Annotated in this window: 12 protein-coding genes; 10 read left to right on the plus strand and 2 right to left on the minus strand. The window is 60.1% G+C overall.

The features are described from left to right. From AC3Y64_RS09945 to AC3Y64_RS09960, 4 genes are all read left to right on the plus strand, one after another. Positions 1–834, plus strand: a complete 834-nt coding sequence (locus AC3Y64_RS09945; RefSeq protein ID WP_489987289.1) for an alpha/beta fold hydrolase — start codon at positions 1–3, stop codon at positions 832–834. Between the two features lie 46 nt (positions 835–880). Then, positions 881–1,318 (plus strand): acyl-CoA thioesterase, encoded by a 438-nt coding sequence (locus AC3Y64_RS09950; protein WP_489987290.1) that lies wholly within the window; start codon positions 881–883, stop codon positions 1,316–1,318. 165 nt (positions 1,319–1,483) lie between these two features. Next, positions 1,484–2,443: a tRNA dihydrouridine synthase gene (locus AC3Y64_RS09955; protein WP_160057139.1), complete on the plus strand. Its 960-nt coding sequence runs from the start codon at positions 1,484–1,486 to the stop codon at positions 2,441–2,443. 121 nt (positions 2,444–2,564) lie between these two features. Next, positions 2,565–3,008 carry an Hsp20 family protein gene (locus AC3Y64_RS09960; RefSeq protein WP_064389121.1) on the plus strand — a complete coding sequence of 148 codons (444 nt, stop codon included), beginning with the start codon at positions 2,565–2,567 and terminating at the stop codon, positions 3,006–3,008. 46 nt (positions 3,009–3,054) lie between these two features. On the opposite strand, the gene AC3Y64_RS09965 is transcribed toward AC3Y64_RS09960, so the two are convergent. Then, complete coding sequence (locus tag AC3Y64_RS09965) at positions 3,055–6,333, minus strand: sensor domain-containing protein (RefSeq protein ID WP_489987291.1); 3,279 nt, start codon at positions 6,331–6,333, stop codon at positions 3,055–3,057. A 74-nt stretch (positions 6,334–6,407) separates the two neighbouring features. Beyond that, complete coding sequence (locus AC3Y64_RS09970; RefSeq protein WP_489987292.1) at positions 6,408–7,292, minus strand: LysR family transcriptional regulator; 885 nt, start codon at positions 7,290–7,292, stop codon at positions 6,408–6,410. Between the two features lie 140 nt (positions 7,293–7,432). Between AC3Y64_RS09970 and leuC the strand changes: the two genes are divergently transcribed. From leuC to AC3Y64_RS10000, 6 genes are all read left to right on the plus strand, one after another. Beyond that, positions 7,433–8,851 carry a 3-isopropylmalate dehydratase large subunit gene (gene leuC, locus AC3Y64_RS09975; RefSeq protein WP_489987293.1) on the plus strand — a complete coding sequence of 473 codons (1,419 nt, stop codon included), beginning with the start codon at positions 7,433–7,435 and terminating at the stop codon, positions 8,849–8,851. 10 nt (positions 8,852–8,861) lie between these two features. Next, entirely contained in the window at positions 8,862–9,506 is a 645-nt protein-coding gene (leuD, locus tag AC3Y64_RS09980) for a 3-isopropylmalate dehydratase small subunit (protein WP_007913445.1), read from the plus strand. A 134-nt stretch (positions 9,507–9,640) separates the two neighbouring features. Then, positions 9,641–10,408, plus strand: coding sequence for a class I SAM-dependent methyltransferase (locus AC3Y64_RS09985; RefSeq protein ID WP_489987294.1), 768 nt, complete (start codon positions 9,641–9,643; stop codon positions 10,406–10,408). A 54-nt stretch (positions 10,409–10,462) separates the two neighbouring features. Continuing rightward, entirely contained in the window at positions 10,463–11,545 is a 1,083-nt protein-coding gene (leuB, locus tag AC3Y64_RS09990; protein WP_159812952.1) for a 3-isopropylmalate dehydrogenase, read from the plus strand. A 66-nt stretch (positions 11,546–11,611) separates the two neighbouring features. Next, positions 11,612–12,724, plus strand: coding sequence for an aspartate-semialdehyde dehydrogenase (asd, locus tag AC3Y64_RS09995; RefSeq protein WP_007913448.1), 1,113 nt, complete (start codon positions 11,612–11,614; stop codon positions 12,722–12,724). A gap of 274 nt (positions 12,725–12,998) precedes the next feature. Next, positions 12,999–14,009: an aspartate-semialdehyde dehydrogenase gene (locus AC3Y64_RS10000; protein ID WP_489987295.1), complete on the plus strand. Its 1,011-nt coding sequence runs from the start codon at positions 12,999–13,001 to the stop codon at positions 14,007–14,009. Positions 14,010–14,112: the final 103 nt, after the last annotated feature.

Raw genomic sequence — 14,112 nt, forward strand, 5'->3', positions numbered from 1 at the left:
ATGAACACGTTGAAGTGGGTTCGTGGCGTTAATGGCACCTTGGGCTGGATTGCACCGAAACGGGTGGCGAGCAAGATGCGTCTGGCGTTCATGACGCCGCGCGCGCTGCCGCTGCGTGACTGGGAGCTGCCGATGCTGGCCAGCGCAGAGCGCATCACCTTGCGTTTCGGTCTTTCAGCGCTGCGCTGGGGCCAGGGTCCTGCGGTGCTGCTGATGCACGGTTGGGAAGGGCGCCCCACTCAGTTCGCCGCGCTGATCACTGCACTGGTTGACGCCGGTTACACCGTTATCGCCCTCGATGGCCCGGCACATGGCCGTTCGCCTGGGCGCGAAGCTAACGTTGTTTTATTCGCCCGCGCCATGCTCGAGGCGGCCGCCGAGTTGCCGCCCCTGCAAGCGGTGATCGGTCACTCCATGGGCGGCGCCAGCGCGATGCTCGCCGTGCAATTGGGCTTGCGCACCGAAACCCTCGTCAGCATCGCCGCGCCAGCGCGCATCCTCGGTGTACTGCGCGGATTCGCCCGCTACGTCGGCATGCCGCCCAGAGCGCGTTCAGCGTTTATTCGCCAAGTCGAGCAAGACGTCGGTATGCGCGCCGCTACCCTCGACGTCGCCCACTATCAACTGGATATGCCCGGCCTGATCGTGCATGCCGAGGACGACAACTTCGTTTCGGTCAAAGAATCGCAATTGATTCACGAATCCTGGTTCGACAGCCGCTTGCTGCGGCTTGAGGGCGGTGGTCATCAGCGCGTGCTCGCCGACCCGCGAGTGATTGATGGCGTGTTATCACTGTTGGCCGGCCGCAGCCTGCAGGCGCGCCAATCGGCGTGAGCTCCGTTACACTGCCCGGGTTGAATACATTGACCGGGAGTGGGGCATGGGTTGGGATCGGGCAACGCCGTTTACCATTGATCTGCAAGTAGGCGTCGAAGACATCGACGGGCTGGGCCACGCGAACAACGCGGTGTACGTGACCTGGCTCGAACGCTGTGCCTGGCGCCATTCGCAGCGTCTGGGGCTGGATCTGGTCGAGTATCGACGACTGGACCGGGCGATGGCGGTGGTGCGTCACGAGATCGATTATCTGGCAGCGGCCTACGAAGGCGACGAGTTGCAATTGGCGACATGGATCGTCGATTGGGATCAGCGTCTGAAGATGACCCGGCATTTCCAGCTCAAACGCCCGAGCGACAACACCACGCTGTTACGCGCGCAAACCACGTTTGTCTGCATCGAACTGTCGACGGGCAAGCCGAAGCGCATGCCGGCCGAGTTCATCGAAGGTTACGGCCCCGCAATCCAAGTCCCGGCCTGACACAATCCTTGTAGGAGCTGCCGAAGGCTGCGATCTCTTGATCTTGATTCTAAAAAACAACATCAAAAGATCGCAGCCTTCGGCGGCTCCTACAGGTGGTCGTGGGTTTAAGCCGCTCAATCCAGTAAACTGCCCCACGTTTTTTCCTCAAGTAGTGTTTTTCCCATGCAAATTGCTCTGGCGCCCATGGAGGGGTTGGTCGACGACATCCTCCGCGACGTGCTGACCCGCGTTGGCGGCATCGATTGGTGCGTGACCGAATTCATTCGGGTTAACGATCAGTTGCTCACGCCGGCCTATTTCCACAAATTCGGCCCGGAGCTGCTCAACGGTGCCCGCACCGCGTCCGGTGTGCCATTGCGCGTGCAATTGCTCGGTTCCGACCCGGTGTGCCTGGCGGAAAACGCTGCACTGGCCTGCGAACTCGGCTCCGAGGTCATCGACCTCAACTTCGGTTGCCCGGCCAAGACCGTGAACAAATCCCGTGGCGGCGCCGTGCTGCTGAAAGAGCCCGAGCTGCTCAATCAAATCGTCGAACACGTGCGCCGTGCAGTCCCTGCGCACATTCCCGTTACCGCAAAAATGCGCTTGGGTTTCGACAGTCCGGACGGTTCGCTGGTTTGCGCTACAGCATTGGCCGAAGGTGGCGCCGAGCACATCGTGGTTCACGCCCGAACCAAAATGGACGGCTACAAACCGCCTGCGCATTGGGAGTGGATTCCACGCGTACAAGACGTGGTCAAAGTCCCGGTGTTCGCCAACGGTGATATCTGGAGCGTCGAAGACTGGCGCCGCTGCCGCGAAATCAGCGGCGTTGAAGACATCATGCTCGGTCGCGGACTGGTGTCGCGCCCGGATCTGGCCAAGCAAATCGCAGCTGCGCGCGCCGGTGAAGAAGTCGTCGAAATGAGCTGGGCCGAGCTGATGCCGCTGATTCAGGATTTCTGGCTGCAAGCCAAAGCGCAAATGACCGCCCGCCAATCGCCGGGTCGTTTGAAGCAATGGCTGGCGATGCTGACGCGCAATTATCCTGAGGCTACGGAGCTGTTTACCGTGCTGCGGCGCGAGACCGAACCTGATCATGTCTCGCGTTTGCTCGGTCTGCCAGTTGCCGAAGCAGCCTGAAAAAAATCTGCAAATAATCTCTTGAAATCATTTCAGCGGTCCCTATTTAAGGGTTACGCGATGCCGAATTCGGGTCGCGGAGATAAAAAACCTTGCTGATTTTTTTCAGGAGATTTGCACCATGAGTACCGCATTTTCCCTAGCGCCACTGTTCCGTTCCTCGGTAGGTTTCGACCGTTTCAACGACCTGTTCGAAACCGCCCTGCGCAACGAGCCAGGCAGCAGCTACCCACCTTACAACGTCGAAAAGCACGGTGATGACCAGTACCGCATCGTCGTCGCCGCCGCCGGTTTCCAGGAAGAAGACCTGGAGCTGCAAGTCGAAAAGGGTGTGCTGACCATCAGTGGCGGCAAGCGTGACGCCAACGAAGGCGTGACCTTCCTGCACCAAGGCATCGCCCAGCGTGCGTTCAAGCTGTCCTTCCGTCTGGCTGATCACATCGAGATCAAGGCCGCGGATCTGAAAAACGGCCTACTGAGCATCGACCTGTTGCGAGTGATCCCGGAAGAAGCGAAAGCCAAACGCATCCCGATCAATGGGGTGGAGAAGCCGGTTCTGCAATAAGGCCGAGCAATGAAAAGGGCGCCAATGGCGCCCTTTTTTGTGCCTGTCATTCCAGCAGCACTTTCAGATCTTCCAGCGCCACCGGTCGACTGTGCAAATAACCCTGATACAAATGGCAGCCCAGCCCTTGCAGGAATGCCAGCTGCTCCGGGGTTTCCACACCTTCGGCAATCACTTCCAGCTCCAGACTGCGCGCCATGGCGACAATCGCGCGAATGATCTCGGCATCGTTCGGATCAGTCGTCGCATCACGGATAAACGACTGATCGATTTTCAGCGTGTCCACCGGCAAACGCTTGAGGTACGTCAGCGACGAATAACCAGTGCCGAAGTCGTCCATGGCGAAACTCACGCCAAGCTTTTTCAGACGGCGCATTTTGCTGATGGTGTCTTCCAGATTCTGGATGACGATGCCTTCGGTGATTTCCAGCTTGAGCAGCGAGCAGGGCAGGCCGTGGCTGGTCATGCTGTGTTCGATGCGTTCGACGAAGTCGTTCTGGCGGAATTGCCGTGGACTGATATTCACACACAAGCTGAAGTCGAGCGGGTCGACCAGTTTCAGGGCGATCAGTTGTTTGAACGCTTCGCAGGCCTCGTCGAGAATCCATGTGCCGACCTCGAGAATCAGCCCGCTGTCCTCCAGCACCTTGATGAATTCGGTGGGCGATTGCGCGCCAAGTTCCGGGTGATTCCAGCGCACCAGCGCTTCGGCGCCGATGATCCGATTGTCGCGGGCATCAATCTGCGGCTGGAAGTGCACGTTGAATTCGCCACGCGACAACGCCAGGCGCAGGTCGGTCTCCATGCGCAGCCGTTCGCTGGCCGCTTTCTGCATGGTGTTGTGGTACATCTGCGTGGTGTTGCGCCCGGAATCCTTGGCCCGGTACAGCGCGATGTCGGCGCGCTTGAGCAGGTCGGTCGGGGTCGAGCCGTGGTCGGGAATCAGCGCCACGCCGATGCTCGGCGTCACTTGCAAGCGCTGGCCGTCGAGGAACATCGGCTCAGAGAGCAATTCACGCAGGGTGTCGGCGAGATTGCGCACTTGCGCGGTGACGTCATTGCGCGAGCCTTCCAGGCCACTGAGCAGCACCACGAATTCGTCGCCACCGAGGCGCGCAACGGTGTCTTCCATGCGTACGCTGGCTTCCAGGCGCGCGGTGATGATTTTAAGCACCGTGTCGCCGACCGGGTGGCCGAGCGAATCGTTGATGTGTTTGAAGTGGTCGAGATCGAGGAACAGCAACGCGCCGCGCAGGTTGTGGCGCTTGAGCAGGGCGATCTGCTGGCTCAGGCGATCCATCAGCAGGGCGCGGTTGGGCAGGTTGGTCAGCGGGTCGTGGTAGGCCAAATGGCGAATCTGCGCTTCGGCGTTTTTCAACAGGCTTACATCCCGTGCCGTCAGTAGCAGGCACGCGGTTTCATTCAGAGTGATTGGCTCGACCGAGACTTCTACCGTAAGGATTTCGCCGCGCTTGTTGCGTCCAAGCATTTCCTGATGGTGCACGCGGCCCTTGATCTGCAGTTCGGCCAGTAGCGCCGAACGCTGTTTTTCCTCGGCCCAGATACCGACCTGATACACGGTTTTGCCCACCACTTCGTCGGCGCGATAGCCGGTGAGCCGGCAGAAACCGTCGTTGACCTCCAGGTAGCGCCCGGTGTCGCGCTCGGTAATGGTGATCGCGTCGGGGCTGGAGTGAAACGCCTTGGCGAATTTCTCTTCGCTGGCCTTGAGCGCCGCTTCCGAGCGTTGCTGCTGGGTAATGTCGCGCAGCGTGGTAACGATGCACGGCTGATCGCCGACGCTGATTTGACGGCTGGAAATCACGCAAGTCAGCGACTGTCCGTCCTTGTGCTGGACGATGATCGCGACGTTGCTCAGGCCTTGCTCGCGGATGACCCGCTCGATGCGTTGCAGGCTTTTCGCCGAGGCGTCCCACAGGCCGATTTCTTCAGCGGTGTGGCCGATCACATCGGCGGCGCTCCAGCCAAAGGTCTGGCTGAAGCTGGAGTTGATCTCGATGAACTCACCGGTTTCCTGGCGCGTGACGCAGATCGGGTCGGGGCTGACCTGAAACAGCGTGGCGAATTTTTCTTCCGAGGCGACGAGGCGCTGTTCGCGTTCGACCTGATCGGTGATGTCCAGCAGCGTGCCGGCCATGCGCAGCGGCGCGCCGTTGTCATCACGATAGAGGCGGGCGCGGCTTTCCAGGTAGCGCGAGCTGCCGTCCGCCAATTGCACGCGATAAGTCAGCTGATAATTGCCCGCCGGGCCTTCGCGCAGGCTGCGGTAGGCGTCGCGCATAGTGTCGCGTTCCTCGCCGGGTACGCCTTCGAAAAACTCTTCGAACGATTCGTGGAACGGCTTCGGCTCCAGCCCGTGCAGTTGCGCGGCCCGTGCCGAGCCGTAAAGCATGCCGCTGGGAATGTGCCAGTCCCAAGTGCCGAGTTGCGCCGAATCCAGCGCCAGATCGAGGCGTTCCTGGCTGTCCTTCAACGCATGTTCGGCGGCTTTGCGCTCAGTGGTGTCGAGGAAAGTGCTGAGCAGATAAGGCTGGCCTTCGAGCTCGACTTTCTGGGCGCTGAGAATACCGTCGTGCACCTGGCCGTTGCTGGCACGAAACTGCACTTCCATGGCGATCAGTTCGCCCTTGGTGTTGGTCTTCTTGACCAGCTCGGCGCGTTGCTCCGGGTGCACCCACAGGCCAAGTTCCAGCGTGGTGCGGCCAATAGCGCTCTGCACAGGCCAGCCGAACAGGCTTTCGAAATACTGATTGGCTTCGCTGATCAGGCCGTCTTCCTGGCGGGTCAGCAAGACCATGTTCGGACAAAGATGAAACAGTGTGGCGAAACGTTTCTCCGAGCTGCTCAGCGCCTGTTCGCGTTGACGCTGATGGGTGATTTCGCGAATCACCCCGATCATTCGGGGCCGGCCGTTTTTATCTGGCAGCAAGCTGCCGCTGATCTCCAGCCAGTGCAGGCTGCCGTCGGGCCAGCGGATACGGTGGTGCATCGCCTGTTCCAGTGGTGCGCCGGCGATTACCGCGTGGAAGGCGCGAACGGTTTTCGCGCGGTCTTCCGGTGGCAACAGGTCGAGATATTCCAGGTCTTCAGGCAACGGTTGCCGAGGATCGAAGCCGAACAGGGCCTGAGTGCCGCGAGACCAACTGATCTGCCCGCGCTCGATGTCCCAGTACCAGGCGCCGAGCCGGGCGCCGTTGAGCGCGGCGAGCAATTGCGGCGCGCTCTCCCAGCTCTGCTCGGAATGACGCGGGTCAATCGCCTGAATACGCGGCATCGGCGGAATTCGGTCAACAGATTTCGGCATTGTGGACAGGCCTTGAGCTGATGGTGGCATTAGGCACAGGGATAGCGGCTCTATAGGAGTAGCACAAGTAGGCCTTAAGTCCCTGGCAAATCGATTTGTGCATCCAGCAATGCCATGAAGGCTCTTGCCGCATTCGATAGCGTCCGTTCGGTGTGCAAGATATAGCCTAGCTGGCGACTGAGCTGTATGCCCGGCAATGCGATGCTTGCCACTTGATCGTCGAGCATGGTGCGCGGCAAAACGCTCCAGGCGAGGCCGATCGAGACCATCATCTTGATGGTTTCCAGGTAGTTGGTGCTCATGGCGATGTTCGGCGTCAGCCCCTGAGCCTCGAACAAGCGTTGGACAATATGGTGGGTAAAGGTGTTGCCGCCGGGGAAAACCGCCGGATGACCGGCAATGTCCGCCAGACTGACGGCACCGTTATGGATCAGCGAATGCTCTGGGGCGACCACAAAATCCAACGGGTCGTCCCACACTGGCGTGGCTTTGACCAATGTGTGGGGTTCCGGTGCGAGGGTGATGACCGCCAATTCGGCGCGACCATGGAGAATTTCCTCGTAGGCCACTTCGGAATCGAGAAACTGAATATCCAGCGCCACCTGTGGGTAACGGCGGGTGAATTCCCTTAACAGCGGCGGCAAACGGTGCAGGCCGATGTGGTGACTGGTGGCCAGGGTCAGGCGCCCGCTGACTTCACCGGTCAGATTGGTCAGGGCGCGGCGGGTGTCGTCGAGCACGTTGAGAATCTGATAAGCCCGAGGCAGCAGGGCGCGGCCAGCCTCGGTCAGACCGACTTCGCGGCCGAGCCGATCAAACAGACGCACCTTCAATTGCTGCTCCAGCCCGGCGATGCGTTTGCTGATGGCAGGCTGCGTCAGGTGCAGCCGTTCGCCGGCGCCGGAGAAGCTGCCGGTCTCGGCGATGGCGATAAAAGCGTTGAGGTTGGCCAGATCCATGTTCGTATTCCAGTTGGTTATCCAAAGCATAAAAAATATGAATTTGAGTTATTTAATCTAACCCCATAGGATCGGCCTCACAAGCCAAAGGGTTATTGATAAGCCCAGGGCATAGAAACAAGCTGATGAGGAACCGTCTGATGGCCGGCAAAACGCTCTACGACAAGCTCTGGGATTCGCACTTGGTCAAGCAGCGCGACGATGGCTCTGCGCTGATCTACATCGATCGTCACATCATTCACGAAGTGACCTCGCCGCAAGCCTTCGAAGGCCTGCGTCTGGCAGGGCGCAAGCCTTGGCGCATCGATGCCAACATTGCGACCCCGGACCACAACGTACCGACGACTCCAGAGCGCAAGGGCGGCATCGAAGCCATTGCCGACCAGGTCTCGCGTTTGCAGGTTCAGACCCTCGACGACAACTGCGATGAATACGGCATCGTCGAATTCAAGATGAACGACGTCCGCCAAGGCATCGTCCACGTGATCAGCCCGGAGCAGGGTGCAACCTTGCCGGGCATGACCGTGGTCTGCGGCGACTCGCACACCTCGACCCACGGCGCGTTCGGCGCTTTGGCTCACGGTATCGGCACCTCCGAGGTCGAGCACGTGCTCGCCACCCAGTGCCTGGTCGCCAAGAAAATGAAAAACATGCTGGTGCGCGTTGAAGGGCAATTGCCGTTCGGCGTGACTGCCAAGGACATCGTCCTCGCGGTGATCGGCAAGATCGGCACTGCCGGCGGTAACGGCCACGCCATCGAATTCGCTGGCAGCGCGATCCGCGACTTGTCCGTTGAAGGCCGCATGACCATCTGCAACATGTCCATCGAAGCCGGCGCCCGCGTAGGTTTGGTGGCAGCGGATCAGAAGACCGTCGACTACGTGAAGGGCCGTCCATTCGCCCCGAAAGGCGCGGAATGGGATATGGCCGTCGAAGCCTGGAAAGATCTGGTCTCTGACGCTGACGCCAAATTCGACACCGTCGTCGAACTCGACGCTGCGCAGATCAAGCCGCAAGTCAGCTGGGGCACTTCGCCGGAGATGGTTTTGGCGGTTGATCAGAACGTGCCGGATCCGGCCAAGGAAATGGATCTGGTCAAGCGCGACTCGATCGTCCGCGCCTTGAAATACATGGGTTTGACCGCTAATCAAGCGATCACCGACATTCAGCTGGATCGCGTGTTCATCGGTTCCTGCACCAACTCGCGCATCGAAGACCTGCGCGCTGCGGCGGTGATCGCCAAGGGTCGCAAAGTGGCTTTGACGATCAAGCAAGCGATCGTAGTGCCGGGCTCGGGTCTGGTGAAGGCGCAGGCTGAGGCCGAAGGTCTCGACAAGATTTTCCTCGAAGCCGGTTTCGAATGGCGTGAGCCGGGTTGCTCGATGTGCCTGGCGATGAACCCGGACCGTTTGGAATCCGGCGAGCATTGCGCCTCGACGTCCAACCGTAACTTCGAAGGCCGTCAGGGCGCTGGTGGCCGTACCCACCTCGTCAGCCCGGCCATGGCGGCGGCGGCAGCGGTGAACGGTCGTTTCATCGACGTTCGTGAATTGATTTAAGGAGCGCAGCATGAAAGCTTTTACCCAGCACACTGGACTTGTCGCGCCTTTGGATCGTGCCAACGTCGACACCGACCAGATCATTCCGAAACAATTCTTGAAGTCGATCAAACGCACCGGTTTTGGTCCGAACCTGTTCGACGAATGGCGTTATCTGGATGTCGGCCAACCGTATCAGGACAACTCCAAGCGTCCGCTGAACAAGGACTTCGTCCTCAACGCCGAGCGTTACCAAGGCGCCAGCGTGTTGCTGGCCCGCGAGAACTTCGGTTGCGGTTCCAGCCGTGAACACGCGCCGTGGGCGCTGGAAGAATACGGTTTCCGCAGCATCATCGCGCCGAGCTACGCCGACATCTTCTTCAACAACAGCTTCAAGAACGGCTTGCTGCCGATCATCTTGAGCGACGCTGAAGTCGATGAGTTGTTCAAGCAGGTCGAGGCCGAGCCGGGTTATCAGTTGCAGGTCGATCTGCAGGCGCAGACCGTGACGCGTCCGGATGGCAAGGTGTACAGCTTTGAGATCGATGCGTTCCGCAAGCATTGCCTGTTGAACGGTCTGGACGATATCGGTTTGACCTTGCAGGACGGCGATGCGATTGCGACGTTTGAGGCCAAGCATCGGGTTAGCCAGCCGTGGTTGTTTCGCGACGCATAATTTGCGTATGGCGAATGGCGCCATCGCGAGCAGGCTCACTCCTACAGGGGAGCGCATTCCAAATGTAGGAGTGAGCCTGCTCGCGATGAGGCCCCCAAAAGCACCACAAGACTCACCCTAAAAAGGAAGTCCCCATGACCAGCACCGCCCAACACACTCAGGTCGTACAAAAGCAATTCGGTGAACAGGCCGCCGCCTACCTGAGCAGCGCCGTTCACGCTCAAGGCACCGAATTCGCACTGCTACAAGCTGAGCTGGCCGGGCAGGGCCAGGCGCGGGTGCTGGACCTGGGTTGCGGCGCCGGTCACGTCAGTTTCCACGTTGCACCGCTGGTCAGGGAAGTAGTCGCCTACGACCTGTCGCAGCAAATGCTCGACGTGGTCGCTGCCGCTGCGATTGATCGCGGCATGAGCAACATTGCCACGGTCAACGGTGCCGCCGAGCGTCTGCCGTTTGCCGATGGCGAGTTCGACTTCGTGTTCAGCCGTTATTCGGCGCATCACTGGAGCGATCTCGGCGTGGCCCTGCGCGAAGTGCGCCGGGTGCTGAAGCCGGGCGGTGTCGCGGCGTTCGTGGATGTGTTGTCACCGGGCAGTCCGTTGTTCGACACTTACCTGCAAAGCGTCGAAGTGCTGCGCGACACCAGCCATGTGCGCGATTATTCTGCCGCTGAATGGCTGCGTCAGGTCAGCGAAGCCGGTTTGCATGTGCGCAGTACCACGCGGCAGCGCCTGCGTCTGGAGTACACCACCTGGGTTGAGCGCATGCGCACACCCGAAGTGATGCGTGCGGCGATCCGCCAGTTGCAGCAGTCGATGGGCAACGAAGTGCGCGAATATTTTGAGATTGATGCCGACGGCTCGTTCAGTACAGATGTGATCGTACTGATGGCTGAGCGATAAGAATTTTTCCGGGCGCGCCTGAGATGGCGCACCGACTGAAGACACGAGGAAAGCATGAGCAAGCAGATTCTGATTCTCCCAGGTGACGGTATTGGTCCGGAAATCATGGCCGAGGCGGTCAAGGTGCTGGAACTGGCCAACGACAAGTACAGCCTGGGCTTCGAGCTGAGCCATGACCTGATCGGTGGCGCCGCCATCGACAAGCACGGCGTGCCGCTGGCCGACGAAACCCTCGACCGTGCCCGCGCTGCCGATGCCGTACTGCTCGGCGCCGTCGGTGGCCCGAAATGGGACACCATCGAGCGTGACATCCGCCCTGAGCGCGGTCTGCTGAAAATCCGTGCGCAACTGGGCCTGTTCGGCAACCTGCGTCCGGCGATTCTGTACCCGCAACTGGCGGAAGCGTCGAGCCTGAAGCCGGAAATCGTTGCCGGTCTGGACATCCTCATCGTCCGTGAGCTGACCGGTGGCATCTACTTCGGCGCACCGCGCGGCACCCGCACACTGGAAAACGGCGAGCGTCAGTCCTACGACACGCTGCCGTACAGCGAAAGCGAAATCCGCCGCATCGCCCGCGTCGGTTTCGACATGGCCATGGTTCGTGGCAAGAAACTCTGCTCGGTGGACAAGGCCAACGTGCTGGCGTCCAGCCAACTGTGGCGTGAAATCGTCGAAGAAGTGGCCAAGGATTACCCTGAAGTTGAACTGAGCCACATGTACGTCGACAACGCCGCCATGCAACTGGTGCGTGCACCGAAGCAGTTCGATGTGATCGTCACCGACAACATGTTCGGCGACATCCTCTCCGACCAGGCCTCGATGCTCACCGGTTCCATCGGCATGCTGCCGTCAGCCTCGCTCGACACCAACAACAAGGGCATGTACGAGCCTTGCCACGGTTCGGCGCCGGACATCGCTGGCAAAGGCATCGCCAACCCGTTGGCGACCATTCTGTCGGTGTCGATGATGCTGCGTTACAGCTTCAATCTGCAGGATGCGGCTGATGCCATCGAAAAAGCCGTCAGTGTCGTGCTCGACCAAGGTCTGCGCACTGGCGATATTTATTCGGCCGGTTGCACCAAAGTCGGTACGCAGGAAATGGGCGACGCAGTAGTCGCCGCGCTGCGGAATCTGTAATCTCTCGGGCCCGCTGCGAAATTCAATACAAAGCAGCGGCCCACTTTTCAAGAAGGTGTAGTTGCGATGAAACGTGTAGGTCTGATCGGTTGGCGCGGGATGGTCGGTTCCGTGCTCATGCAGCGGATGCTGGAAGAGCAGGATTTCGATCTAATCGAGCCGGTGTTTTTCACCACTTCCAACGTCGGTGGCCAAGGCCCGTCTGTGGGCAAGGACATTGCTCCGCTCAAGGATGCTTACAGCATTGATGAGCTGAAGACCCTCGACGTGATTCTGACCTGCCAGGGCGGCGACTACACCAGCGAAGTGTTCCCGAAGCTGCGCGAAGCCGGCTGGCAGGGTTACTGGATCGACGCGGCCTCGAGCCTGCGCATGAACGATGACGCGGTGATCATTCTCGACCCGGTCAACCGCAAGGTCATCGACCAGCAACTCGATGCGGGCACCAAGAATTACATCGGCGGCAACTGCACCGTCAGCCTGATGCTGATGGGCCTGGGCGGTCTGTTCGAAGCCGGTCTGGTCGAGTGGATGAGCGCCATGACTTATCAGGCGGCTTCCGGTGCCGGCGCGCAGAACATGCGTGAACTGATCAAGCAAATGGGCGCCACTCACGCCGCTGTTGCCGATCAACTGGCCGACCCGGCCAGCGCGATCCTCGACATCGACCGTCGCGTTGCTGATGCCATGCGCAGCGAAGCGTACCCGACCGAAAACTTCGGCGTACCGCTGGCCGGCAGCCTGATCCCGTGGATCGACAAGGAGCTGCCAAACGGCCAGAGCCGCGAAGAGTGGAAAGCTCAGGCCGAGACCAACAAGATTCTCGGTCGCTTCAAGAGCCCGATCCCGGTCGACGGTATCTGCGTGCGCATCGGCGCCATGCGTTGCCACAGCCAGGCGCTGACCATCAAGCTGAACAAAGACGTGCCAATCGCGGATATCGAAGGTTTGATCAGCCAGCACAACCCTTGGGTCAAACTGGTGCCGAACCAGCGCGAAATCAGCATGCAGGAGCTGAGTCCGACCAAGGTCACCGGCACCCTGAATGTTCCAGTGGGCCGTCTGCGCAAGCTGAACATGGGTTCGCAGTTCGTCGGTGCCTTCACCGTCGGCGACCAACTGCTGTGGGGCGCGGCCGAACCGCTGCGTCGCATGCTGCGGATCTTGCTGGAGCGTTGATCGCCTGAAGCAATGAAAGAACCCGTGCCTTGTGAGAGGTGCGGGTTTTTTTATGCCTGGGGTTTTTCTGCAGTCTGTTCTGGCCCCATCGCTGGCAAGCCAGCTCCCACAGGGATTTGTGGAGTACATAAAATCTGTGCATCACACCGCCCACTGTGGGAGCTGGCTTGCCAGCGATGAGGCCGGTGCAGGCCCGCAAATCCCGGCAGAAATTGCCTGTGCGCCAGTCACCCGGTAAAGTGCCGCTCCCCCCGTTTCGCCAGAGGCTCGCACCATGACCCAGACCCTAGATATTGCCGTGATCGGCGCCACCGGTACTGTCGGCGAAACCCTCGTACAGATTCTCGAAGAGCGCGACTTCCCGGTCGGCAACCTGCACCTGCTGGCGAGCAGCGAGTCTGCTGGCAGCTCGGTGCTGTTCCGCAACAAGAACGTGCGCGTGCGTGAAGTCGACGAGTTCGACTTCAGTAAGGTCAAACTGGTGTTTTTCGCCGCCGGCCCGGCCATCACCCTGAGCTATGCCACGCGTGCCCATGCCGCCGGCTGCTCGCTGATTGACCTGTCCGGCGCACTGCCAGCCGATCAGGCGCCGCAAATCGTGCCGGAAGCCAACGCCGAAGTGCTCGCCGGTTTGAAGGCGCCGTTTCAAGTCAGCAGCCCAAGCCCATCGGCCACTTCGCTCGCTGTGGTACTGGCGCCGCTGCTCGATCTGATCGACCTGCAATATGTCAACGTCACCGCCAATCTCGCCGTTTCCGCCCAAGGCCGTGAAGCCGTGACCGAGTTGGCGCGGCAGACCGCCGAGCTGCTCAACATGCGTCCGCTGGAGCCAACCTTCTTCGATCGGCAGATGGCTTTCAACCTGCTGGCGCAGGTCGGCACGCCTGACGCACAGGGCCATACGCTGCTGGAAAAACGTCTGGTGCGCGAGTTGCGTCAGGTGCTCGCACAGCCTTCTTTGAAGATTTCCGCAACTTGCGTTCAAGCCCCGGTGTTTTTTGGCGATAGCTTTAGCGTGACCTTGCAGTCAAAGCGCGCTGTCGACCTGGAAAAGGTCAACGCGGCACTTGAAGATGCGCCGGGTATTGAGCTGGTCGAGGCTGGTGATTATCCGACCGCCGTGGGTGACGCGGTAGGGCAGGACGTGGTCTATGTCGGGCGCGTGCGCAGCGGAGTCGACGACCCGGCGGAACTTAATCTGTGGCTGACGTCAGATAACGTACGCAAAGGCGCGGCCCTTAACGCTGTGCAGGTGGCTGAATTGTTGATAAAAGACCTGCTGTAAAAGATACTTGGCAACAATTTGTCGACTGATTCTAGGTGAGCGCTATGCTTGCCCGGAGCGCTGGATAACGTGTCACCCTCCGGGACTTTCCGGGGCATCAAAG

The organism is Pseudomonas sp. 4CAES_32.4, assembly GCF_058136335.1.

What these genes read in the sequence shown, in the direction of transcription:
- AC3Y64_RS09945 (WP_489987289.1), top strand. Translation starts at nt 1, where the DNA reads ATGAACACGTTGAAGTGGGTTCGTGGCGTTAATGGCACCTTGGGCTGG.
- AC3Y64_RS09950 (WP_489987290.1), top strand. Translation starts at nt 881, where the DNA reads ATGGGTTGGGATCGGGCAACGCCGTTTACCATTGATCTGCAAGTAGGC.
- AC3Y64_RS09955 (WP_160057139.1), top strand. Translation starts at nt 1,484, where the DNA reads ATGCAAATTGCTCTGGCGCCCATGGAGGGGTTGGTCGACGACATCCTC.
- AC3Y64_RS09960 (WP_064389121.1), top strand. Translation starts at nt 2,565, where the DNA reads ATGAGTACCGCATTTTCCCTAGCGCCACTGTTCCGTTCCTCGGTAGGT.
- AC3Y64_RS09965 (WP_489987291.1), bottom strand. Translation starts at nt 6,333, where the DNA reads ATGCCGAAATCTGTTGACCGAATTCCGCCGATGCCGCGTATTCAGGCG.
- AC3Y64_RS09970 (WP_489987292.1), bottom strand. Translation starts at nt 7,292, where the DNA reads ATGGATCTGGCCAACCTCAACGCTTTTATCGCCATCGCCGAGACCGGC.
- leuC (WP_489987293.1), top strand. Translation starts at nt 7,433, where the DNA reads ATGGCCGGCAAAACGCTCTACGACAAGCTCTGGGATTCGCACTTGGTC.
- leuD (WP_007913445.1), top strand. Translation starts at nt 8,862, where the DNA reads ATGAAAGCTTTTACCCAGCACACTGGACTTGTCGCGCCTTTGGATCGT.
- AC3Y64_RS09985 (WP_489987294.1), top strand. Translation starts at nt 9,641, where the DNA reads ATGACCAGCACCGCCCAACACACTCAGGTCGTACAAAAGCAATTCGGT.
- leuB (WP_159812952.1), top strand. Translation starts at nt 10,463, where the DNA reads ATGAGCAAGCAGATTCTGATTCTCCCAGGTGACGGTATTGGTCCGGAA.
- asd (WP_007913448.1), top strand. Translation starts at nt 11,612, where the DNA reads ATGAAACGTGTAGGTCTGATCGGTTGGCGCGGGATGGTCGGTTCCGTG.
- AC3Y64_RS10000 (WP_489987295.1), top strand. Translation starts at nt 12,999, where the DNA reads ATGACCCAGACCCTAGATATTGCCGTGATCGGCGCCACCGGTACTGTC.